General features: G+C 63.6%; 19 protein-coding genes. 15 read left to right on the top strand and 4 right to left on the bottom strand.

Annotated elements, in window-relative coordinates:
* Positions 1-24: 24 nt before the first annotated feature.
* A complete protein-coding gene (gene cysS / locus ACR42D_RS02295; protein ID WP_484565259.1) occupies positions 25-1,482 on the top strand; it encodes a cysteine--tRNA ligase in 1,458 nt (485 codons plus the stop codon).
* A 271-nt stretch (positions 1,483-1,753) separates the two neighbouring features.
* On the opposite strand, the gene ACR42D_RS02290 is transcribed toward cysS, so the two are convergent.
* Together ACR42D_RS02290 and topA are read right to left on the bottom strand one after the other, a co-directional pair.
* Positions 1,754-2,431, bottom strand: a complete 678-nt coding sequence (locus ACR42D_RS02290; protein WP_484565258.1) for a 16S rRNA (guanine(527)-N(7))-methyltransferase RsmG — start codon at positions 2,429-2,431, stop codon at positions 1,754-1,756.
* Between the two features lie 590 nt (positions 2,432-3,021).
* Positions 3,022-5,439, bottom strand: coding sequence for a type I DNA topoisomerase (topA, locus tag ACR42D_RS02285; protein ID WP_484565257.1), 2,418 nt, complete (start codon positions 5,437-5,439; stop codon positions 3,022-3,024).
* Positions 5,440-5,829: 390 nt separating this feature from the next.
* Here topA and ACR42D_RS02280 point away from each other — a divergent pair, with 390 nt between their 5' ends.
* From ACR42D_RS02280 to ACR42D_RS02215, 14 genes are all read left to right on the top strand, one after another.
* Positions 5,830-6,960 (top strand): twin-arginine translocation signal domain-containing protein, encoded by a 1,131-nt coding sequence (locus tag ACR42D_RS02280; protein ID WP_484565256.1) that lies wholly within the window; start codon positions 5,830-5,832, stop codon positions 6,958-6,960.
* Between the two features lie 425 nt (positions 6,961-7,385).
* Positions 7,386-8,093, top strand: a complete 708-nt coding sequence (locus tag ACR42D_RS02275; RefSeq protein ID WP_484565255.1) for a YggS family pyridoxal phosphate-dependent enzyme — start codon at positions 7,386-7,388, stop codon at positions 8,091-8,093.
* Positions 8,094-8,112: 19 nt separating this feature from the next.
* Positions 8,113-8,874: a motility protein A gene (locus tag ACR42D_RS02270; RefSeq protein WP_484565254.1), complete on the top strand. Its 762-nt coding sequence runs from the start codon at positions 8,113-8,115 to the stop codon at positions 8,872-8,874.
* Between the two features lie 24 nt (positions 8,875-8,898).
* Positions 8,899-9,720 (top strand): OmpA/MotB family protein, encoded by an 822-nt coding sequence (locus ACR42D_RS02265; protein ID WP_484565253.1) that lies wholly within the window; start codon positions 8,899-8,901, stop codon positions 9,718-9,720.
* Between the two features lie 3 nt (positions 9,721-9,723).
* Positions 9,724-10,449 (top strand): OmpA/MotB family protein, encoded by a 726-nt coding sequence (locus tag ACR42D_RS02260; RefSeq protein WP_484565252.1) that lies wholly within the window; start codon positions 9,724-9,726, stop codon positions 10,447-10,449.
* Positions 10,450-10,527: 78 nt separating this feature from the next.
* Complete coding sequence (locus ACR42D_RS02255; RefSeq protein ID WP_484565251.1) at positions 10,528-11,031, top strand: flagellar basal body-associated FliL family protein; 504 nt, start codon at positions 10,528-10,530, stop codon at positions 11,029-11,031.
* Between the two features lie 83 nt (positions 11,032-11,114).
* Positions 11,115-11,672, top strand: coding sequence for a flagellar motor switch protein FliN (fliN, locus tag ACR42D_RS02250; RefSeq protein ID WP_484565250.1), 558 nt, complete (start codon positions 11,115-11,117; stop codon positions 11,670-11,672).
* A gap of 31 nt (positions 11,673-11,703) precedes the next feature.
* On the top strand, positions 11,704-12,048 hold the full coding sequence (gene fliO, locus ACR42D_RS02245; RefSeq protein ID WP_484565249.1) for a flagellar biosynthetic protein FliO: 345 nt from the start codon (positions 11,704-11,706) through the stop codon (positions 12,046-12,048).
* Positions 12,049-12,142: 94 nt separating this feature from the next.
* Complete coding sequence (gene fliP, locus ACR42D_RS02240; protein WP_484568432.1) at positions 12,143-12,802, top strand: flagellar type III secretion system pore protein FliP; 660 nt, start codon at positions 12,143-12,145, stop codon at positions 12,800-12,802.
* Positions 12,803-12,884: 82 nt separating this feature from the next.
* On the top strand, positions 12,885-13,154 hold the full coding sequence (fliQ, locus tag ACR42D_RS02235; RefSeq protein WP_319582273.1) for a flagellar biosynthesis protein FliQ: 270 nt from the start codon (positions 12,885-12,887) through the stop codon (positions 13,152-13,154).
* 179 nt (positions 13,155-13,333) lie between these two features.
* Entirely contained in the window at positions 13,334-15,751 is a 2,418-nt protein-coding gene (locus tag ACR42D_RS02230; protein WP_484565248.1) for a Lon protease family protein, read from the top strand.
* Positions 15,752-15,899: 148 nt separating this feature from the next.
* Positions 15,900-16,556 carry a metallophosphoesterase family protein gene (locus ACR42D_RS02225; protein WP_484565247.1) on the top strand — a complete coding sequence of 219 codons (657 nt, stop codon included), beginning with the start codon at positions 15,900-15,902 and terminating at the stop codon, positions 16,554-16,556.
* Positions 16,557-17,027, top strand: coding sequence for a 23S rRNA (pseudouridine(1915)-N(3))-methyltransferase RlmH (locus ACR42D_RS02220; protein ID WP_484565246.1), 471 nt, complete (start codon positions 16,557-16,559; stop codon positions 17,025-17,027).
* Positions 17,028-17,051: 24 nt separating this feature from the next.
* Positions 17,052-17,309, top strand: a complete 258-nt coding sequence (locus ACR42D_RS02215) for a hypothetical protein (protein WP_484565245.1) — start codon at positions 17,052-17,054, stop codon at positions 17,307-17,309.
* Positions 17,310-17,358: 49 nt separating this feature from the next.
* Here the strand turns inward: ACR42D_RS02215 and ACR42D_RS02210 are convergent, their stop codons facing one another.
* Positions 17,359-18,834 carry a hypothetical protein gene (locus ACR42D_RS02210; RefSeq protein ID WP_484565244.1) on the bottom strand — a complete coding sequence of 492 codons (1,476 nt, stop codon included), beginning with the start codon at positions 18,832-18,834 and terminating at the stop codon, positions 17,359-17,361.
* 166 nt (positions 18,835-19,000) lie between these two features.
* Complete coding sequence (locus ACR42D_RS02205; protein WP_484565243.1) at positions 19,001-20,512, bottom strand: hypothetical protein; 1,512 nt, start codon at positions 20,510-20,512, stop codon at positions 19,001-19,003.
* Positions 20,513-20,544 lie beyond the last annotated feature (32 nt).

Genomic DNA, 20,544 nt, shown 5'->3' with positions numbered 1-20,544 from the left:
ATATAATAAAAATGGAGTAATCCAATGAGACTCTACAACACCCTCAAACGGCACAAGGAAGCATTCACCCCGGCCAACGACAACGACGTGAACATGTACGTCTGCGGCATTACGGCTTACGACCTCTGCCACATCGGCCACGCCCGCTCCAGCGTGGTCTTCGACGTGCTCTACCGCTATCTCAAGCACGAGGGTTACAACGTCAACTTCATCCGCAACTTCACGGACATCGACGACAAGATCATCAAGCGCGCGGCCGAGGTGGGCAAGGAGGCCAGCGAGATCGCCGAGAAATTCATAGGCGAGTTCTACGTGGACATGGACCGGCTGAACGTCCAGCGCCCCACGGTGGAGCCCAAGTGCACCGAACACATCCCGGAGATGATCGACCTGACGCAGCGGCTCATCGACAAGGGCCACGCTTACGCCACCCCTTCCGGGGACGTCTATTTCAAGGTCCGCTCCTTTGACGGCTACGGCAAGTTGTCCGGCCGCAACATCGACGAGCTCGAGTCCGGCGCGCGCATCGCCCCGGGCGAGGAAAAAGAGGACCCGCTCGACTTCGCCCTGTGGAAGGCGGCCAAGCCCGGCGAGCCGTTCTGGGAATCCCCCTGGGGCCAGGGCCGTCCCGGCTGGCACCTGGAGTGCTCGGCCATGTCCGAAAAGTACTCCTCCCTGCCGTTGGACATCCACGGCGGCGGCCAGGACCTGTCCTTCCCGCACCACGAGAACGAGGTGGCCCAGTCCGAGGCCGCCACGGGCAAGCCGTTCGCCAACTACTGGGTGCATAACGGGTTCGTGCAGATCAACTCTGAGAAGATGTCCAAGTCCCTGGGCAACTTCTTCACCATCCGCGACATCCTGGACAAGTTCCTGCCCGAGACCCTGCGCTATTTCCTGCTGACCATGCACTACCGCAGCCCGCTGGACTTCTCCTTCGACACCCTGGAAGAGGCCGAAAAGGGCGTCAAGCGCATCTACTCCGCCCTGAACCAGATCGACGTGGAACTGGCCAAGGAAAAGTGGAAGAAGTCCCCGTCCCCCGAGGAACTGACCACGGAGCTCGACGAAATCGAAAAGCACTTCACCGAAACCATGGCCGACGACCTGAACACCGCCGGGGCCCTGGGCCACATCTTCTCAGCCATCCGCCTCGCCGGGCGCGTGGCCGAAGACAAGAACCTGCGCAAGTCCGAGGGCGGCCGCGACCTGTTCGCCCGCATCAAGGCCGACATGGCCGACTGGGCCACCATCCTTGGCATCTTCGAACGCGAACCCGCCGAATTCCTCCTGGAGCTGCGCGACAACCGCGCCGCCCGCGCCGGCATCGACCCGGCCAAGGTCGCCGAGCTGCTCGACGCCCGCGCCCAGGCGCGCAAGGACAAGGACTTCGAAAAGTCCGACACCATCCGCGACGAACTCGCCGCCATGCAGGTCGAAGTCCACGACACCCCCCAAGGTGCCACCTGGGACGTGTTGTAAGAAAAAGAATGCCTCCGGCAGCCGGGGGAAGGGGAGAGGGAAACCCTTTGAAAAGGGCTTTCCCTCTCCCCTTCCCCTCTCCCTTCCTAAACTTTTTGTGCCGCTTCGCGGAGCTGACAAATAGCGAAACCCCGGACCGTTTGAGCCGGGGTTTTTTTTTGGCGTCCGCACGCCTTTGCCGAAGGCACACAAAAAGTTCTGGAGGGGGAGTCCAGAGGGGGAACCTCTTTCAAGAGGTTCCCCCTCTGGCCGCCGGAGGCATTCTTCTTTCCTACTCGACCTTGAACGACCAGAAATAGCGCTCGGAGCCCACCGCCGGGTAGGAGGCGACGTTGCCGAGTTGCCAGCCGTCGGGGATGGCGGATTCGGCCGGGGGCGGGTCGTTGGCCAGGATGATGGCGGTGCCGGTGCGGCCCGGTTCCTTGCGGAGCATGGGGTGGATGAAATCCAGAAGTTTCTGCCAGGGCATGAAGGCGCGGCTGAGGATGAGGTCGGCCGTGGCCTGATGGCCGGACCTGGACAGGCGGTCCAGGGCGTCCTCGGCCTTGCCCAGGAAGACGCTGGTGGCGGGCAGCCTGAGGCGGCCGAGCGCGCTTTGCATGAACGTGGCCCGTTTCTCGCGCACCTCCACCAGCCAGTAGTCGCCCGCCTGCCAGAGCACGCGCAGGGGGATGCCGGGCAGCCCGGCCCCGGCCCCGAAGTCGAGGCACAGCGGACGCTCGTGCAGGTTCAGCCCGGCTACGAAATCGGCCAGGAACAGGGAATCCACCACCAGCCGGTCGAACACGGTCCGCCAGTCGGCCGGGCCGACCAGGTTCATCTTCTTGTTCCACTTGATGAGCTGGTCCAGGTACACGGCCAGCAGCTCGGCCTGTTCAGGCTCCACGGGACGGCCCAGCTTGCGGGCCGCGGCCAATACGGCCTCTGCATTGGGTTGGATATCGGGCATGGGCAGCAGATACGTTGTTTCCCCGAAACAATCCAGCCCCGCCCCACTCCCCAAAAACCAGGAAGACCGCCTAGGGGAGGCGGCCTTCGTGGGAGGATGTAGGGTGTGACGTTCGGGCGGCAATGGCTGGCCGCCCATGGTAGTGAATGTCTCCATGCGCCGGGGTTGGTCATGCCCCTCACGCACCTCCCTTCTACAGCCCCCCGCCCCAAAAAACATTGACCTGGATCAACACCAACGACTTTTCCCACAAAAAAAGGGAGCCCAGCTCCCTACACACAAAACAAGATGGATTCCTCTCCACCCTGGAGCGATTCGGTTGGCAAGGCCAACCGACAGCGGCTCTCTCTTCAACCGCCAATCCGCCCTCGGGATAGGCTTTGATTCGCCCCGTCCTGGGGCTCACCCCTTCGGGGCGTTGCGGAAAGACCGCAACGTCCAAATCCGCTGTCCTGCGGATTTGTCGAGAGTGGGTCAGCTGTGCATTTTCTTCCGGTGGGCTTTCACCGCAGTGTAGCCTTCTACATGAGGATGAAAGCCCGCCGGAAAAGATGTGCAGATGGCCCGCTATCGGAAGCCGCCCTCCGCGCCTACTCCTTCTCGTCCAAAGGACGAGAATAATCGCATCCCTTTTTGGGGCAGGCGATGTGCTCGCCCTTGTCCTTGGTGGTCTTGCGCACCAGGATGGGGTGGTCGCACTTGGGGCACGGCTCGTTGAGGGGCCAGTTCCAGACCGCGTAGTCGCACTTGGGGTACTCGGAGCAGGAGTAAAAGATCTTGCCCCGGCGCGAGGACTTCTCGACCAGCTCGCCGTTGCACCCTTCGCGCGGGCAGGGAACGCCCGTGGAGTACGGCGCGGCATAGGTGCAGTCCGGGTAGTTGGAGCAAGCGATGAACCGGGAGCCGGTGCGCGCCTTCTTGAGCAGCAGTTCGCCGCCGCAATCCGGGCAGGTGCCGACCACCTGGGGCTTTTCCGACTCCACGACCTGGATGTTGCCGTTCTCGTCGCGGGTGAAATTGACGATGGACTTGCAGTCCGGGTAGCCGGTGCAGCCCAGGAACTCGCCGCGCCGGGACTGCTTGATGGCCATGGGACGACCGCACTTCTCGCAGAGCACGCCGGTGTCCTCGGGCTTTTCGCGCTCCACCACCTGGATGTTGCCGTGCTCGTCACGGGTGAAGTTCTTGATGGTCCGGCAGGCCGGGAACCCGGTGCAGCCCAGGAACTCGCCGGTCTTGCCGAACTTCACGGCCATGGGCTTGCCGCAGTTGTCGCACATGATGTCCGTGACCTGCTGGGAGCGGCCCATCTCGGTGCGCGCCTTTTCCAGGGTCGGGTAGAAATCGCCGCCGAAATCCTTGAGCAGCTCCTCCCAGTTCTTCTTGCCGTCGGCCACGTCGTCGAGCAGCCCTTCCATCTGGGCGGTGAAGCCCACGTCCATGAGCGCCTGGAAGTGCTCGGACAGCTGGTCGGACACGGTGAACCCGAGCTCGGTGGGCACGAACCGCTTCTCCTCGAGCTTGGCGTACTCTCGGTCGATCAGGGTGGAGATGATGGCCGCGTAGGTGGACGGACGGCCGATACCCAGTTCCTCCAGGGTCTTGACCAGCGAGGCTTCCGAGTAGCGCGGCGGCGGCTGGGTGAACTTCTGTTCCTTTTTCAGCTCGTTGAGCTGGAGCACGTCGCCCTCATGCAGCTTGGGCAGCTCCACGTCGTCCTCGGAGCCCGCCTTGTCCATGGCGGCCAGGAAACCGGCGAAGAGCATCCGCTCGCCCTTGGCGCGCCACACGGTCTGCGGGGCGTTGACCAGCACGGTGGTGTCCCAGAAGCTGGCCGCGGCCATCTGCGAGGCCACGAACCGCTGCCAGATGAGCCGGTAAAGCTTGTACTGCTCGCCGGGCAAAAAGCTCTTCACGCTCTCGGGCGTGATGGTCACGTCGACGGGCCGGATGGCTTCGTGCGCGTCCTGTGCGCCGCCCTTGGTCTTGAAATTCCGGGTCTTGGACGGGTAGAAGTCGTCGCCGTACTTGTCCAGGATCAGCTTCTTGGCCGCCTCCTGGGCCTCCTTGGCGATGCGCACGGAGTCGGTACGCATGTAGGTGATCAGCGCAGTGGTGCCGCGCTTGCCCAATTCCACGCCCTCGTACAGACGCTGGGCGATGGACATGGTCCGCTTGGCCGAATAGCCCATACGCCGGTTGGCGTCCTGCTGCAGGGTGGAGGTGATGTACGGCGGCAGGGGCTGGCGCTTGCGCTGCTTCTCCTGCACCGAGTCCACCTTGAACTCGCCGTTCTCCAGCTGCAGCTGCAACGATTCGGCCTGGTCCGCGTTGGACACGTGGTTCACGCCCGGCTTGACCGCCTTGCCCTCAAGCTTGTGCAGGTCCATCCAGAACGGCGGCGGGTTGCCGCCCTCAAGCAGCACCTTGAATGGCCAGTACTCGTCGGCCCGGAAGGCGCGGCGTTCCTTTTCGCGCTCGACCAGAATCTTGAGCGCCACGGACTGGACGCGCCCGGCAGAGATGCCGCGCTTGACGTTCTTCCACAGGATCGGGGAAATCTTGTAGCCCACCAGCCGGTCGAGGATGCGCCGCGCCTGCTGGGAGTCGAACAGGTTCTCGTTGAGGTCCTGGGCGTGTTCGAGCGCGTCCTTGACCGCACGGGAGGTGATCTCGTTGAACTGGATGCGCCGGATGTTGTCGTTGACCGGCTTGAGCAGCTCGGCCACGTGCCAGGCGATGGCCTCTCCCTCGCGGTCGGGGTCGGGCGCCAGATAGACGGTGTTCGCCTTCTTAGCCGCGGCCTTGAGACGCTTGACCACGTCCTCCTTGCCCTGGATGATCTCATAGTGCGGGGCGAAGTTGTTTTCCTCGTCCACGCCCAGGTCACGGGTGGGCAGATCGCGCACGTGGCCCACCGAGGCATCGACCATGTAGTCCTTCCCCAGGAACTTGGAGATGGTCTTCACCTTGGCGGGGGACTCGACGATGATCAGGTCTTTCGGCATGTTACGGCTCTCTTATCAGGCTGTTGAAAAACGCGCGATTGCGCTCCTGCACTCGCGCCTTCTTCAACAGGCTGAAGATGGTATCCGGCCTGCCTTGCTGGTTGCGGGGCCTTGGCACATCCAAAACCCGTTCCCGACAGACTGAGGGGGGTCTATGCCCGCTTTTGCTTCAACTCGTCAAGCCTCTATATATAGATAATGGGTGAAATGCACTTTTTTCCTATTTTCCCGGCCCGCGCCGCCACCCCTCACCGCGCCGGTCCAGCTCCCTGGTTGTGACCTATTTTTCATCCCCGGGACACATTCCGTCACCCGTTCGTCAGGCTGCCGACGAAAGCCGGAGGTATGTTTGGAAGACTACACAACCCGTCCGCATTCAAGGAGAAAAACATGTCTTCCGAACATCTTAACCGTCGTGACTTTCTGAAATTCGGGGCCCTGGCCGGCGCGGCCGCAGCGGTCACCGCCCTGCCCCTGCGCGCCCACGCCGCCCCGACCACCGTCACCTTTGACGAGTGTGTGGCCATGGCGCCCCAGGCCATGGCCGACGCCTCGGGTCCGGTGTCCGCCTCCTGGCAGTCCATCCTCCAGTCCGCCGGACAGATCCGCAACCCCGGCCTGCGCGCCAAGGTCCTGGCCGTGCTCGACAATCCCGCGCCCACGGTGATCAAGTCCCTCGGAGCGGGCGAGAAGAAGGCCATCTACAAGGAGCTGTCCGCCAAGGGGTTGATCAAGGACGTATCCGAAGCCGATTTCCTGCCGCCCGCGTCCGGAGCGACCACCGCGCCCCAGCCCTTCTGGTCCGCGCCCGGTTCCGGCTACGGCAGCCACCACGCCTATCCCGGCGGGCTGTGCACCCATACCGGGCTGAACACCCGCGTGTCCCTGGCCCTGTACGACGGCTACCGCGAGGTCTACGACTACATGCTCGACCGCGACGTGGTCATCGCCGCCCAGCTGCTCCACGACCTGCACAAGCCGTGGGTCTTCCAGTGGGCGGCCGACGGCGAATCCCGCACCGAGCGCCCCCTGGCCGGGACCGGCGAGCACCATACCCTGGGCGTGGCCGAGTCCATCGCCCGCAAGATGCCCGCCGAGGTCATCGTGGCCCAGGCCTGCGCCCACAACCACCCGCGCACCGACAAGGACGAGGCCCAGGTCGTGGGCTGGCTGACCGCCGCTTCCATCATCGCGGGCGTCGATCCCGTGCAGTACGGCCTGCTGGCCGAGGGCGGCAAGACCCTGCCCCTGCCCCGCCGCCAGGAAGGGTTCGTCACCCACCTCGGCGACCACGACTGGGTTCTGACCGTGCCCGCCAACCAGTGGGTCCTGCCGGTCGTGGAAAAGGTGGCCGTGCGCGACTACAAGCTCTCCCAGAACGACCTCAAGGCCAAGCCGTTCAAGCAGTTCCGCAACTACGTCTACTCCCAGGCCACCATCATGGGCCTGTACGAGACCTACGCCGCCAAGGGCGAAGACGAACTCGTCCGCACCATCCACACCATCGTCACCCCCGCCTAAGGGCGGTCGCATTCGGTCGGTGACGCGGCGCGATGCGCCGCGTCACCGGCTTCCCCCGGACCCCCATCCCCTCCTTTTCCTAAACTTTTTGGGGCCGCTTCGCGGATGGAGCGAGTGCCGCGGTGCGTCCGTTGATGGGAGGCGATTCAAGGAGTGAACGGTTATTTGGGGGAACGGAGGAGACTAGAGAAAATCTAGACTTAACTTTGCGACAATATTGGTGAATTCCGAATGGTTACAGTTCCGGTAAAATTTCAGGTGGTTAGGATACGCAAAATCATGGTATAAGCGGGTACGCGTTGATCGGATGCGAAAAATCATCATTAATTCATTAAACTAATTGATAATCGGGCCGATAAGAGCCATTGGGACATCAGGACCGGTTTTAACGGGCCGACGGCCCGGCTCCGGCGTACGGAACAAGCATGAGTCAGAGACAACAGGAATTGGCCGAACGGGCGGCCGAGGTCAGGCAGGCGCTGGCCCAGGCCGCGAAACAAGCGGGCCGCGCACCCGAGGACGTGACCCTGGTGGCGGTCTCCAAGCTGCACCCCGCCTCGGACATCCGGGACCTGGCCGAAACCGGCCAGACCGAGTTCGGCGAGAACTACGTGCAGGAGGCCCTGTCCAAGCAGGAGGAACTGGCCGGGCTGAACGTCGACTGGCATTTCATCGGCGGCCTGCAGTCCAACAAGGCCAAGTACGTGGCCGGGAAGTTCGCCCTGGTGCACAGCGTGGATTCCTCCAAGCTGGCGCAGGCATTGCATAAAAAGGCGGTGAGCCTGGATACGGTCCAGGACATCCTGATTCAGGTGAACATTGCGGGAGAAACGCAAAAGTCCGGAATCACGGTGGATAAACTGCCGGAACTGGCCGAGGCGGTCCTGGGCATGGAGGGGCTGCGGCTCGTCGGATTGATGACGATGCCGCCGTTTTTCGACGATCCCGAGCGCGCCCGGCCGGTGTTCGCCCGGCTGCGGGAACTGCATGAAGCACTGCGGACGCGCCTGGGCATGGACCTGCCGCACCTGTCCATGGGCATGACCGGGGACTTCGTCCCGGCCGTGCAGGAGGGCGCGACACTGGTGCGCATCGGCACGCGGATTTTCGGAGCGCGGCCGCCGCGCGACTGAGAACTAAAGCGGAGACAGCATGGATCTGGGTACCATAATCGGCATCGTCCTTTCGTTCGGACTGGTCCTGTCGGCCATCATGACCGGCTCCAGTCTGATCATCTTCGTGTCCGTGCCCTCCCTGCTCATCGTGGTGGGCGGCACCATCGGGGCCGGGCTGGTCAACTACCCTATGAACTACATCATCGGCGTCATCGGGGTCATCAAGAACACCTTTTTCTCCAGCCTGGATTCCCCGGCCGAGATCATCGACCGCTTCAAGGACTACGCCAACCGCGCCCGCCGCGAGGGCATCCTGTCGCTTGAGCCGCTGATCAAGGAAATCGACGACGACTACATGCGCAAGGGGCTGCAGCTGACCGTGGACGGCCTGGAGCCCCAGACCATCCAGGAGATCCTGGAGACGGAAATCTCCTATCTGGCCGAACGCCACGCCACCGGCGCGGATGTGGTCTCCGCCCTGGGCACCCTGGCCCCGGCCATGGGCATGATCGGCACGGTCATCGGCCTGGTGCAGATGCTCCAGACCATGAGCGACCCGTCGTCCATCGGCCCGGCCATGGCCGTGGCCCTGCTGACCACCCTGTACGGGGCGATCATCGCCAACCTCGTGCTCATGCCCATGGCGGGCAAGCTCAAGGCGCGCAGCAAGGAGGAGATCCTCTTGCGCGAGATGATCATGGAGGGCATCCTGTCCATCTCCAAGGGCGAGAACCCGCGTATCATCGAGGAGAAGCTGAACAGCTACCTCCCGCCCAAGGACCGCATCGTCTCCGAATAACCATCCCGCCCGAGGGGGCGCGCCATGGCAAAGAAGAAGTTAAAACAGGTCTGCGAGGAAATGCCGCTGTGGATGGTCACGTTCGCGGACTGCATGACCCTGATGCTGACCTTCTTCATCCTGCTCGTGTCCATGGCCACCATCGACCAGCGGCGCAAGCTGGTGGCGCTGGGCTCCATCATCGGCACCTTCGGTTTCAACCGGCAGGGCTACGACGCCTTCACCAAGAAGGACACCAAGAAGACCGTGGAGCCCGGCCCCATGGACACCGGCGACCTGGAGCCCCTGCAATCCCTGAAATGGGAGAACGTGGACAAGGACATCAACTTCTCCTCCAGCCGCTTCGTCCAGATCCTGTCCATCAACGCCAGCCTGCTCTTCGGCCCGGACGGCTACACCCTGAGCGACCAGGGGAGGGCCACCCTGAACGGCTTCCTGCCCCTGCTCACGCAGGTCAAGTACCCCCTGCTCCTGGCAGGGCACACCTCGGACCTGCGCGACGAGCGCGGGCTCAACTACCAGTCCGGCGATGACGAGGCCAACCCGGACCTGTCCTGGAAGCTCTCGCTCAACCGTACCCTGACCATCTACCGCTACCTGCTCGACAACGGCATGAGCCCGGACATGCTCCGGGTGGAGGCGTTCGGCAAGTACCGGCCGCACTATCCGCCGGACACCCCGGAGAACCGCGCCCGCAACCGGCGGGTGGACATCGTCCTGGACAAGCGCTCCAGCCGGTTGGGCGACCGCATCGTCGAGGCCCTGCCCGCGCAGCCCGAGCGCAATGACGCCATGACCGTGGACGGCTTCGAGTTCGACGTCTCCACGCCCGGGGAGCTGCGCTAAGCCATGGGCAAGAACAAGAAGGAAGCGCCCTGTCCGCCCATCGCCCTGTGGCTGGTCACGTTCTCGGACCTGATGACCCTGCTGCTGACCTTTTTCGTCCTGCTCCTGACCATGGCCTCCATGGACAACTCCATCCTGACCAAGGTGACCCTGACCACCGCGGACCTCGGCCTGCTCGACAAACGCGGCTCGGGCCGGGTCAACGCCAAGGAGCGGCTCATCGTCGAGCTCATGGAAAAGCCGTGGGAGGTCCTGGAAAAGCAGCAGCGCCTCAAGGACCTGCTCTTCCCGGACGACACGCTGCCCGAGGAGATCAACAAGGCCGACCTGGACGACAACCTCGACGTCCTGGCCAAGCAGGACGGCGTGGCCCTGGTCTTCACCGACCGGATACTCTTCGCCCCGGGCGGCTTCGAGCTATCCGACAAGGGTAAGTACCTCATCGCCCGGCTGGTGCCGATGATGACCGAGACCGACGCACCCATCAACGTGGCCGGGTACTCGGACGCGTCCGACGCCACCCAGACCCCGCTGGAACTGTCCGGGGACCGGGCCCTGGCCGTGCTCGCCTTCCTGGTGGACAAGGGCGTGCCCAATTCGCGCTTCTCCCTGTCCGCCTACGGCGACGCCTTCCCGGTCATCAACGAGCTGGGCAGGCCCGTGGAGTCGCCCAAGAACCGGCGGGTGGAGATACTGCTCAAGACCGCCCGGCCCATCGGCGGCTACTGACGTGTCTAAAGTTAGTCTGGAAAAATGGGAAGATTGACGATAAGGGATTGATAACAACCAGCGGGAAAGGGAACTGCCATGGCTCAAGAAGAACTGGCCCAGGAAGAAGGGAAAAAGAAAAAGGGCGGCCTGCTCAAGTGGATCATCATCGTCGTCTTGCTGGCGGCGCTGGGTGTGGGCGGCTGGTTCGGATACAAAATGTTTTTTGCCGCGCCCTCGGAGGACCCGGCGGCGCAACAGGACGCCGCGGGCGATCCGGGCAAGCCCGCCGAGCAGCTGGAGGGCCAGATGGTGGCCCTGCCCACGTTCCTGGTGAACCTGGCCGACCCGCTGGGCCGCCGCTACCTCAAGCTCGGGGTGGAGGTGGAGGTGCGCGACGCCGACGCCCAGGCCGCCCTGACCAAGTACGAGGCCAAGATCAAGGACACCCTGCTCCTGCTGCTTTCGAGCAAGACGTACGAGGGATTGTCCACCATGCAGGCCAAGGTTGAGCTCAAGCAGGAGATCGCGGACCGCCTGAACCAGATCATCGGCAACGGCGGGGTGCTTCGGGTCTATATCACGGAAATGGTCATCCAGTAGCACGCTTCTTGCTAGTTCCGTAGCGGACCGTCCCGGTTTTTGACGGCCCGACCGCGAATAACGAATTTAACGAGGTGAGCGACATGGCTGAAGATCAGGACAAACTCGCACAGGAGTGGGCCGACGCCCTGTTGGACGGCGGCGACACGGACGACGATCCGCTGGGAAACCTGGAAAACGTGACCGATCCGTCGGAAGCGGGCAGCGCCGACGTGGGCAACGACGACGAGACCCTGGCCGACGAATGGGCCGCCGCCCTGGCCGAGACCGAACAGGAAGAGGTCAGGCACGAGAAGGAACAGGCCTTCCTGTCCACCCAGACCCACGACTACGATCTGACCGACATGGGCCCCGACGCCAAGGCGGGCAGCTCCTCGGGCAAGCGCGACCTGGATTTCATCCTGGACATCCCGCTGGAGGTCTCGGCCGAACTGGGCCGCACCAAGCTGCTGATCAACGAACTGCTGCAGCTGGGCCAGGGCTCGGTGGTCGAGCTGAACAAGCTGGCCGGCGAACCGCTGGAGATCTACGTCAACGGCAAGCTGGTGGCGCGCGGCGAGGCCGTGGTCATCAACGAGAAGTTCGGCATCCGGCTGACGGACATCATCAGCCCCATCGAGCGGGTGAAACAGCTTGGCTAGCCCGGCCCAGGTCGGCGCCGCGGCCGCCCCCATGCAGCTTCCGGCAGTGGATTCGGGAACCACCATCCTGACCACGGCCGGATACCTCTTCCTGCTGCTCGGCGTCATTTTTCTGGCCTACTGGCTGCTCAAGCGATTCGGCGTGCCCGGCGCGCTGACCTCCTCCGGCCCCAACGGCCCCAGGCTGGTCAACCGGCTGATGCTCGGCAACCGCCAGTCCGTGGCCGTTGTCCGCTACCGCGACAAGGACCTGCTGCTCGGCGTGACCGAGCACAACGTCACCCTGCTGGCCGAGGAAGAGGCGGCTCCGGAAAAGGAGCCCGCCCAGCGCAAGTCGTTCGCCTCGGTGCTCAAGAGGAGCGCGGACCGTGACTAGCACCAGGCGTCTCGTCACCCTGCTGACGGTGCTGGCCGCCGTGCTGCTCCCGGCCCTGGCCTGGGCCCAGGCCCCGGTCATTCCCAAGCTGACCATGGAGCTGGCCGCCGGACAGGCGGACCCGCAGGACGTCTCGACCCTGCTCGAGATCCTCTTCCTGCTGACCATTCTGTCCCTGGCCCCGGCCATCATGCTGACCATGACCTCCTTCACCCGGATCATCATCGTCTTCCATTTCATTCGGCAGGCCATGGGCACGCAGCAGATGCCGCCCAACCAGATTCTGGCGGCCCTGGCCATCTTCATGACCATGGTCATCATGTATCCGGTGGGCAAGACCATCAACGAGACCGCGCTCCAGCCGTACATGAACGAGACCATCAATTTCACCGAGGCGCTGGACCGCGCACAGGTCCCCATCCGCGAGTTCATGTTCAAGCACACCCGCGAGAAGGACCTGTCCATCTTCTATTCCATCACCAAGGAGCCGCGTCCCGAGAACAAGGAGCAAGTGCCGACCATCATGCTGGTGGCCGCCTATACCATCTCGGAACTGAAGACCGGCTTCACCATAGGCTTTCTGATCTACATCCCGTTTCTCATCCTGGACATGGTCGTGGCCTCCATCCTGCTGGCCATGGGCATGATGATGCTGCCGCCGGTCATGATCTCGCTGCCGTTCAAGATTCTCCTGTTCATCCTCATCGACGGCTGGAACCTGCTGGTGGGCTCGCTGGTCAACACCTTCCAGTGACCGCGCGCGCCGCGTTGCCCGGGGAGTGGTCCGCCCTGCGGATGCCCCGTAACCTCAACCGCCCCGGCAAGGAGGGCCTGACATGACACCGGAATTCGTGGTCGGATTCGCCAGACAGGCCATCGAGATGACCCTGGTCATCTCCCTGCCCATGCTCGGCATCGGCATGGCCGTGGGTATCTTCATCTCCATCATCCAGGCCGCCACCCAGATCCAGGAGATGACCCTGACCATGGTGCCCAAGATCATCGCCATCTTCATCGCCCTGCTCCTGGCCTTCCCATGGATCATGGACAAGATGACGGCCTACACCACCAATCTCTTTCTCAACCTGCCCAACTACATCCGCTAGCCCGCGCGCCGGGCCGTTTTCACACCCTGAGCCCGAAGTATAGGCCGGCTCGACCGCTCCCCTCCCCACGCCCGCCCTGCCGGATTTCCCCGCCACGCAAATGGTGACAAGCGGGGGGAAAGGGCTTAGAAACGGGGTACGGTGCGAACGCCGTGCAAAATCAACCTGAACGAGTACCGATGACCAAAACGACCCTTCCCAAAAGCCTGCCCGGCTCCAAGCTGCGGGCGGCCATGGACCCGGCCACCATCCCCTACGCCACCAGCGCCGACGTTCCGGCGCGAAACGTCTATTCCCAATTGCAGCCGAGGGCGATCCACGCCCTGTCCCTGGCGCTGGAGATCAGGGGCAACGAGCACAACCTCTACGTGGCGGGCGAGCCGAACATGGGCCGCACGTATTTCGTGAAGTCGTTCCTCAAGCCCGCCGCGGCCAAGGCCGCACCGCCGGTGGACTGGGTCTACCTGTACAACTTCGAGGACAGCGACAAGCCCATCGCCCTGTCCCTGCCCGCCGGACGGGGACGCAAGTTCAAGCTGGCCCAGACCAAGGCCATGACCCACATCCGCCAGGAGATTCCGGCTAGGTTCGAGAAGGACACCTTCCAGAAGAAGCACGAGCGCATCGTCAAGAAGTTCAACGCCAAGCGCGAGGAACTGTTCAACGAGATGGACGACACGGCCGAGAAGGAGAATTTCTCCCTCTCCCTGGACGACGAGGGCGTACTGACCCTGTCGCCCATCGTGGACGGCGAGGTGGTCTCGGACAAGGATTTCGACAAGCTCAAGCCCGCCCAGCGCAAGAAACTCAAGGCCAAAGGCGAGGAGCTGCTGGCCGGGGTCAGCTCCATCCTGCGCCAGATCAACCAGAACGAGATGGAAATGCGCGACTCCGAGAGCGCCCTTCAGCGGGAGACCGCCAAGACGGTCATGGAGGACTGCTTCACGCCTGTCGCCGACAAGTTCAAGGACATCGAGGGACTGGCCGATTATTTCGAAGACCTGGTGGACGAGGTGGTGGACAACGTGGACCAGTTCATGCCGCGCGACACCTCCCTGGCCGGGCTGCTGCCCGAAGGCATGCCGTCGGGCGAGGATTTTTTCACCCGGTTCGAGGTCAACCTGTTCGTGGACAACGGCAAGACCAAGGGCGCGCCCGTGGTGGTGGAGGACCACCCCACGCCGTTCAACCTGCTCGGCTCCATCGAGCGCGAGGCCGAGATGGGCGCGCTGTACACGGACTTCACCCTGATCAAGGCGGGCTCCCTGCACCAGGCCAACGGCGGGTTCCTGATCCTCAACGTGGAAGACCTGCTGTCCAATCCGAGCTCCTGGGAAGGCCTGCTGCGGGCGCTCAGGTCCGGTCAGTCGCGCATCGAGGATCCGGTGGACCCGGAGCAGGTCCGCGCCCGGACCATCCAGCCCGAGCCCATCGACCTGGACCTCAAGGTGGTCCTCATCGGCACGGACGAGCACTACGAGGTCCTGCTCTACAACGACGACCGCTTCGCCAAGTATTTCAAGCTCAAGGCGCACCTGCAGCACGCGGCCACACGCACGGCGGCGAACATCCGCAACTATGTCTCGATCATCGGCCAGACCGCGCGCGAGGCCGGGGTCCTGCCCCTGACCCGCGAGGCCATGGCCGGACTCATCGACTTCGCCTCCCGGCTGGTGGAGGACCAGAAGAGGCTGTCCCTGTACATCCCGCTGATCCGCGAGCGCATGATCGAGGCCTCGGCCCTGGCCCGCATGGCGGGCAAGGAGACCGTGGACCAGACGGCCATGAGCGAGGCGGTCTGGGCCAAGGACTACCGCGTGAACCTCTATGAAGAGGAGTTCATGGCCGACTACGACCGCCAGGTCATCAAGGTGGACACCGACGGGTTCGCCATCGGCCGGGCCAACGGGCTGTCCGTGACCCTGTTCGGGGACTACGAGTTCGGTCTGCCGCACCAAATTTCGTGCACCGTGGGCGTGGGCCACGGCGGCATCCTCGACCTGGAGCGCGAGGCCCAGCTGGGCGGGCCCATCCACACCAAGGGCATGATGATCATCAAGTCTTACATGGTGCGCCTGTTCGCCCAGAACAAGCCCATCGTGCTGACCGGGTCGTTGTGCTTCGAGCAGTCTTACGCGGGCATCGAGGGCGACTCGGCCTCGGGCGCGGAGCTGGCCTCCCTGCTCTCGGCCCTGTCCGACACGCCCATCAACCTGTCCTACGCCATGACGGGCGCGGTCTCGCAGAGCGGCGCGGTCATGGCCGTGGGCGGGGTCAACCGCAAGATCGAGGGGTTCTTCGAGGTCTGCCGCAGGCGCAAGCTGACCGGCCGCCAGGGCGTGATCCTGCCTGCCGACAACGTGGTCAACCTGATGCTCAAGGACGAGATCGTCCGGGCCGTGGACGAAGGCAAGTTCCACATCTTCCCGGTCAAGTCCATCGAGGAGGCCCTGTTCATCCTGACCGGGCTCAAGTGCGGCACGCGCGGCAAGAACGGCCAGTACCCGCTCGGCACCCTGTACCGCAAGGTGGACCAGCGGCTGGCCGAGTTGGCCGAGCTGGCCCTCAAGACCACCTCCGGAGGCTGCGAGAAGTAGGCGGTCCCATTCTGCGGCCCGTATCGCCCGTCATTCCGGCGGCATCATTCCGCCGGGACAGCGCCGCGTCCCCCATAACTCCTTTGCCCGCGTTGACGCGGGACCGCCCCGCCGTTAGGGTCAGGCGATCTTTGCAAAGGAGCAACCAATGTACTGGATAGCCTTCGGCGATATACACGAATCAACGGCCATGCTCGGGTCCGTGCCCGGCCTGGCCGAGGCCGACGGGGTCATCGTCACCGGTGACCTGACCAACCGGGGCGGCCGCGAGGCGGGCAAACGCGTGCTCGACGCCGTGGCCCGGTTCAACCCGCGCATCCTGGCCCAGCCCGGCAACATGGATTCCGACGGCGTGACCGCCTACATCCGCGAACAGGACATGGACATCCACCTGCGCGTGCGCGAGCTGGCCCCGGGCCTGGGGCTCATGGGCGTGGGGCTGTCCACCCCGACCCCGTTCGGTACGCCCGGCGAGGTCCCGGAAGCCACCCTGTCCCAGTGGCTGGACCAGACCCATGCCCGGGCGAACGGATTCAAACAACTCATCTGCATCATCCACGAGCCGCCCCTGGATACCGTGGTGGACCGTCTCGACAACGGCCAGCACGTGGGCAGCCCCGGCGTGCGCGCCTTCCTGGAGCGGGTCCAGCCCGTCCTGGCCGTGACCGGCCACATCCACGAGGCCTCGGGCACGGACCGCATCGGGCGGACCCCGGTCATCAACCCCGGCATGCTGGCGGGCGGCGGGTTCGTGCGCATCGACTTCGACGGCGAGACCGTGACCGCCAGCCTTGAGAGCGTGTAGATGAGCAGGATCGGTTTCCTCTGGGTGGGCAAGCTCAAGGAGTCCTTTTCCCGGGACGGGTGCGCCCTGTACTGGAAAAAGCTGTCGCGCTTCTTCCAGCTGGAGGAGACGGTCATCAAGGACGCGCCCGGCAAGCTGCCCCCGGCGGACAAGAACAAGGTCGAGGGCGAGCGCATCCTGGCCAAGGTCAAGCCCGGCGACGTGCTCATCCTCCTGGACGAGTTCGGAGAACGGCTGACCAGCCGCACCCTGGCCAAGAAGCTCAAGCAGTGGACCGACGCGCCCAACCAGCGCCCGGTCTTCGTCATCGGCGGGCCGTTCGGCCTGTCGGACGAGGTCAAGGCGGCCGCCCGCCACACCATCCGGCTGTCCGACATGACCCTGCCCCATGAACTGGCCCGGCTCCTGCTCCTGGAGCAGCTCTACCGCGCCGGGACCATCCATAAAAACATGCCCTATCACCACGACTAGGGCCCACTGACGGAGGCACACCCCATGCTCGACATCGACTACCTGGAACGCGTGGCCAACTACTTCGACTCCGGCGACTGCAAGTTCGAGTTCGAAAACGGCGAGGAGGAACGCCGCCTGCTCATCCTCGACTTCCTGGAACGGCTCATGGAGCTCGGCGAAAAGGCCGACGAACTGGCCACCAAGCTGATCTTCAAGGACGCCTACGCGAGCCTGCTCACCGAAGAGGGCGTGGCCCAAGCCGAGGCCGCCGAGGCCGAGGAAAAGGGCACGAAGCAGTAGGGCGCCTGGGCGCGGGTCACGATAGCGATTTCGCGGCAGACGCCCGGACTTATCGATGGCCGGTGAAGCGAACCCGGATATTCACGACGCTTTTACCCCGGTCCAGCCGTATCCTGCCATCGGCCCCCAAAGGCTTCATGGTCTCGAGATCGTAATAACGCGTGTCCGACAGCTTCCCGGCGTATTCCCTGCCCGTGGTTTTGTCTTTTACGGTAAAATGGTCGATGTCCGCCTTGAAGACGGCCACCCGCCTGTCCTCGACCTTTTTCACGCCAAGGAAAACATACCCGTTGTCTGCGGACAGTCCGGTCCCGGCCGGGGCATTATCCAGCAGAAATCCGACCGGCATGCAGACATCGCCCGTTTGGTGAACGCCTTCGGGAACGACGAAGTTATTGCGTATGCCGCCGAGAGCGAGGCCGTCCACGAATGCCTCGAAATCCTTGTCTTCCAAGGCCGAGCCCGGGATGTCTATACCAAGCGACAAATGCAGCGCCTTGCCCGCGACCTTCCGGCCGGACGTCCCGAGAGTCCACTCCAGATCGTCCACACCTCCGGCGGTTTTCGCCGTTAGTAAGTGCAGCATAACGGGGACTCCGGCAGCCCTGCTGCCCTTTTCCGCTATGCGCACCCCGGATGTCGATGCGAGCCCGGAGAACGCGGGGGAATAGCGAAACTCAACGGGCCCGGCGACCGCCTGCAACGGAGCGTCCCGCAACGCATCCAGCAGTTTTGCTCCCTTACTCTTTGCCGCCACCCTTATGCTCGGCGTGCGTTTTGCTTTACCCAATAATTTTAATAAATTATCCTGAGCATCATTCTGCGGGACCAATGTACCCGCTTCCGCCACCGGAAGCATGCCCCGGTTCCGCACGGAGGTCAGGGACAGCTCTCCGGGGGTGTCCACGCCGCCTTGCCGGACGGTCACGCCCCCCTTGTAGGAAAACGAGTGGCATTTGCGGCCGTCCACCACCTTCATACCGTCATAGACGTACGCCGGATTCGGCTCCGGAAAGATCAGCTCCATCTCTCCGGACCGCAACGCCGCGACCTTGACGGGCATCGCCCGCTCGCCCACCGCAGTCTTTCCCGGGGGCAGAGCGAGCCCCTTCAGCACGGCATCGCCCAGGTGGAGCACGTCGTCAAAAGCCACATCATGTTCGACCATGTCGGCCACGTCACGGCCCTTGGCGTCGGAAGTGAAGGACACGGAATAGAAGGGGGAGGCTCCCTTGGACTCGCCGAACAACCACAGATTGTCCAGGACGATGTCCCAGGCAAGGCGCCAACCGCCGGCCCTCTGCACCGTGTAATGCGCGTCGTAGGAGACCACCGGGGGCGATTCCTCCTCCCCCTCCCCGGTCGCCGTCCCGGTGATTTCCATATGAATGATCGCCATTCCATAGGAGTATTCAAGGTTCACCGAAGCGTCGTCTGCCCGGCCTTGCAGGTCTCCGGGGTTGTGTCCGCAGGACGGCAGGAGCGAAAGGAAGAGGAAAAGGAGCGCGACGATACGGGAGTTCATGGCTGATCCCTTGGATTGAAAGTAGAGGTAGCGGTTAAGCTTGGTTCGATTGTCCCGAAAGCGGATAAAGGGGATTTCCGGAGACAGCCTTGAAAAAAAGCGCGGCCCGTGGCGAACGGACCGCGCGAGGTATCGTAGGCCGGACCGTATCTGGCCGGGCCACGGATCAGTCCATAATCCGGACCATACCGCCCCTGGTCGTCAGGGTTCCCTCGGTCATGTCCAGGACCACCTTGCCGTCGAACCACAGCGGCATCATGGTCTCGAGGTCGTAGTAGCGCACCATGGTCAGGCTGCCGTGGCGGACCACATCCTCCCCCTTCGCTCCCTTGACCGTACCCGTGAAGTGGTCGATATCCGCGGTGAACATGCCCACCCGCATGGAGTCGAGCTGCTTCACCCCCTGAAAGACGAACCCCTGGCCCTCCGGGAAATCATACCGCATGTTCGTATTCTTGCCCTTCATCCTCACGGGCATGCAGACGTCCCCGGACTTGTACGCGCCCTCGGGGATGATGAAATCGCTCTGCATGTCGGCCACGGTCAGGATATCCGCGCCCGTATTGTCCTGGAAATCGCGGATGTCGCGGCCGTGTTCATCGGTGGTGAATGCAAAGCCGAGCGCCTCCGGCAACTCCAGCGGCTTGCCCAGCAGCTTCAGGTCGGACATTTCCACGTTCCACGCCATCCTCTGCCCCTGATCGGCGGTGTCGATCCGCATGATGAACTCCAAGAAGGGGAGCTTGACCCCGGTCTTGCCCTTTTTCCCTGCGGACAGGGTCGCTACGGCCTTGAGCCGGACCGAGGACGGAACGTAACGGAAGGTCATGGGCTCGGTGACCTGCTGCAGGGGGGCGTTCTTCAGTGCCGTACGCAGATCGTCCAAGGCCTTGGCCTGCTCCGCCGCCGCCTCCTCCGGGGTCACCACCCGGGCCGTGCCGACCAGTTTCGTGACCATGTTCTCCATGGGCCCGTTCATGGTCAGCTCGCTCGTCTCGCTCACCGGAAGCATCTGCTTGCTGTACACCGTGGAGAGGCGCATGGAACCGGGGTATTCACCGCCGTCCTGCCTGACGGTCAGCTCGCTCTCGTAGGAAAACGCGTAGCACTCCCTGCCGTCGATCTCCTTCACCCCGTCAAAGATATACGCGGGGGACTGTTCCGGAAGGATCAACTGCAGCTCCTTGCCTTGCAGGGCCTCGACCGGCACGGCGATGGACGGTTGCCCCTTGACGATCTTTTCCAGCGGAAGTTCGATACCGAGCAGGACGGTCTCGCCCAACCCCATCTCGTCCTTGCCCGGCACCTCATGCACGACCTTGTCGGCCATGTTCCGCCCCTTGGCGTCGGTGGTGAAGGACACCGAATAGAACGGCGCCGGGGCCGGAGGAGCCCCGAGCGTTTGCTGGTTGTCCAGGACGATGCTCCAGGCGAGACGCGAACCACTCCGCTTGATCGTGTAATGGCCGTCAAAGGAGATGACCGGGATCTCCTGCCCTTCCGCCCCGTTCATGCCGACCGTCACGTTGATGGCCGTACGCAGGTTCATCGTGCCCGGCCCATAGTGCAGATCCACCGGCCCGTCTGCTTGCGGGGCGGACGTGTCGCCGAGGTTGTGCTGGCAGGACGGCAGGAACAGGAAACAGGCGAAAACAAGGACTGTCAGGCGATTATACATGGCGGCCCCATTGGCTTTATTGGCTTTAGCAT

Origin of the sequence: Pseudodesulfovibrio sp. lm2024 (assembly GCF_051175575.1) — a bacterium.
In the GTDB taxonomy this organism is placed as follows: domain Bacteria; phylum Desulfobacterota; class Desulfovibrionia; order Desulfovibrionales; family Desulfovibrionaceae; genus Pseudodesulfovibrio; species Pseudodesulfovibrio caledoniensis.
This window is presented reverse-complemented; position numbering and strand designations above follow the sequence as displayed.

Excerpts from the sequence above, each read along its gene's own strand:
- ACR42D_RS02225 (WP_484565247.1), top strand. The coding sequence starts at position 15,900 with ATGTACTGGATAGCCTTCGGCGATATACACGAATCAACGGCCATGCTC.
- ACR42D_RS02275 (WP_484565255.1), top strand. The coding sequence starts at position 7,386 with ATGAGTCAGAGACAACAGGAATTGGCCGAACGGGCGGCCGAGGTCAGG.
- ACR42D_RS02260 (WP_484565252.1), top strand. The coding sequence starts at position 9,724 with ATGGGCAAGAACAAGAAGGAAGCGCCCTGTCCGCCCATCGCCCTGTGG.
- ACR42D_RS02215 (WP_484565245.1), top strand. The coding sequence starts at position 17,052 with ATGCTCGACATCGACTACCTGGAACGCGTGGCCAACTACTTCGACTCC.
- ACR42D_RS02210 (WP_484565244.1), bottom strand. The coding sequence starts at position 18,834 with ATGAACTCCCGTATCGTCGCGCTCCTTTTCCTCTTCCTTTCGCTCCTG.
- ACR42D_RS02280 (WP_484565256.1), top strand. The coding sequence starts at position 5,830 with ATGTCTTCCGAACATCTTAACCGTCGTGACTTTCTGAAATTCGGGGCC.
- fliO (WP_484565249.1), top strand. The coding sequence starts at position 11,704 with ATGCAGCTTCCGGCAGTGGATTCGGGAACCACCATCCTGACCACGGCC.
- ACR42D_RS02255 (WP_484565251.1), top strand. The coding sequence starts at position 10,528 with ATGGCTCAAGAAGAACTGGCCCAGGAAGAAGGGAAAAAGAAAAAGGGC.
- ACR42D_RS02265 (WP_484565253.1), top strand. The coding sequence starts at position 8,899 with ATGGCAAAGAAGAAGTTAAAACAGGTCTGCGAGGAAATGCCGCTGTGG.
- fliN (WP_484565250.1), top strand. The coding sequence starts at position 11,115 with ATGGCTGAAGATCAGGACAAACTCGCACAGGAGTGGGCCGACGCCCTG.
- ACR42D_RS02205 (WP_484565243.1), bottom strand. The coding sequence starts at position 20,512 with ATGTATAATCGCCTGACAGTCCTTGTTTTCGCCTGTTTCCTGTTCCTG.
- ACR42D_RS02290 (WP_484565258.1), bottom strand. The coding sequence starts at position 2,431 with ATGCCCGATATCCAACCCAATGCAGAGGCCGTATTGGCCGCGGCCCGC.
- fliQ (WP_319582273.1), top strand. The coding sequence starts at position 12,885 with ATGACACCGGAATTCGTGGTCGGATTCGCCAGACAGGCCATCGAGATG.
- ACR42D_RS02230 (WP_484565248.1), top strand. The coding sequence starts at position 13,334 with ATGACCAAAACGACCCTTCCCAAAAGCCTGCCCGGCTCCAAGCTGCGG.
- ACR42D_RS02270 (WP_484565254.1), top strand. The coding sequence starts at position 8,113 with ATGGATCTGGGTACCATAATCGGCATCGTCCTTTCGTTCGGACTGGTC.
- ACR42D_RS02220 (WP_484565246.1), top strand. The coding sequence starts at position 16,557 with ATGAGCAGGATCGGTTTCCTCTGGGTGGGCAAGCTCAAGGAGTCCTTT.
- fliP (WP_484568432.1), top strand. The coding sequence starts at position 12,143 with ATGGAGCTGGCCGCCGGACAGGCGGACCCGCAGGACGTCTCGACCCTG.
- topA (WP_484565257.1), bottom strand. The coding sequence starts at position 5,439 with ATGCCGAAAGACCTGATCATCGTCGAGTCCCCCGCCAAGGTGAAGACC.
- cysS (WP_484565259.1), top strand. The coding sequence starts at position 25 with ATGAGACTCTACAACACCCTCAAACGGCACAAGGAAGCATTCACCCCG.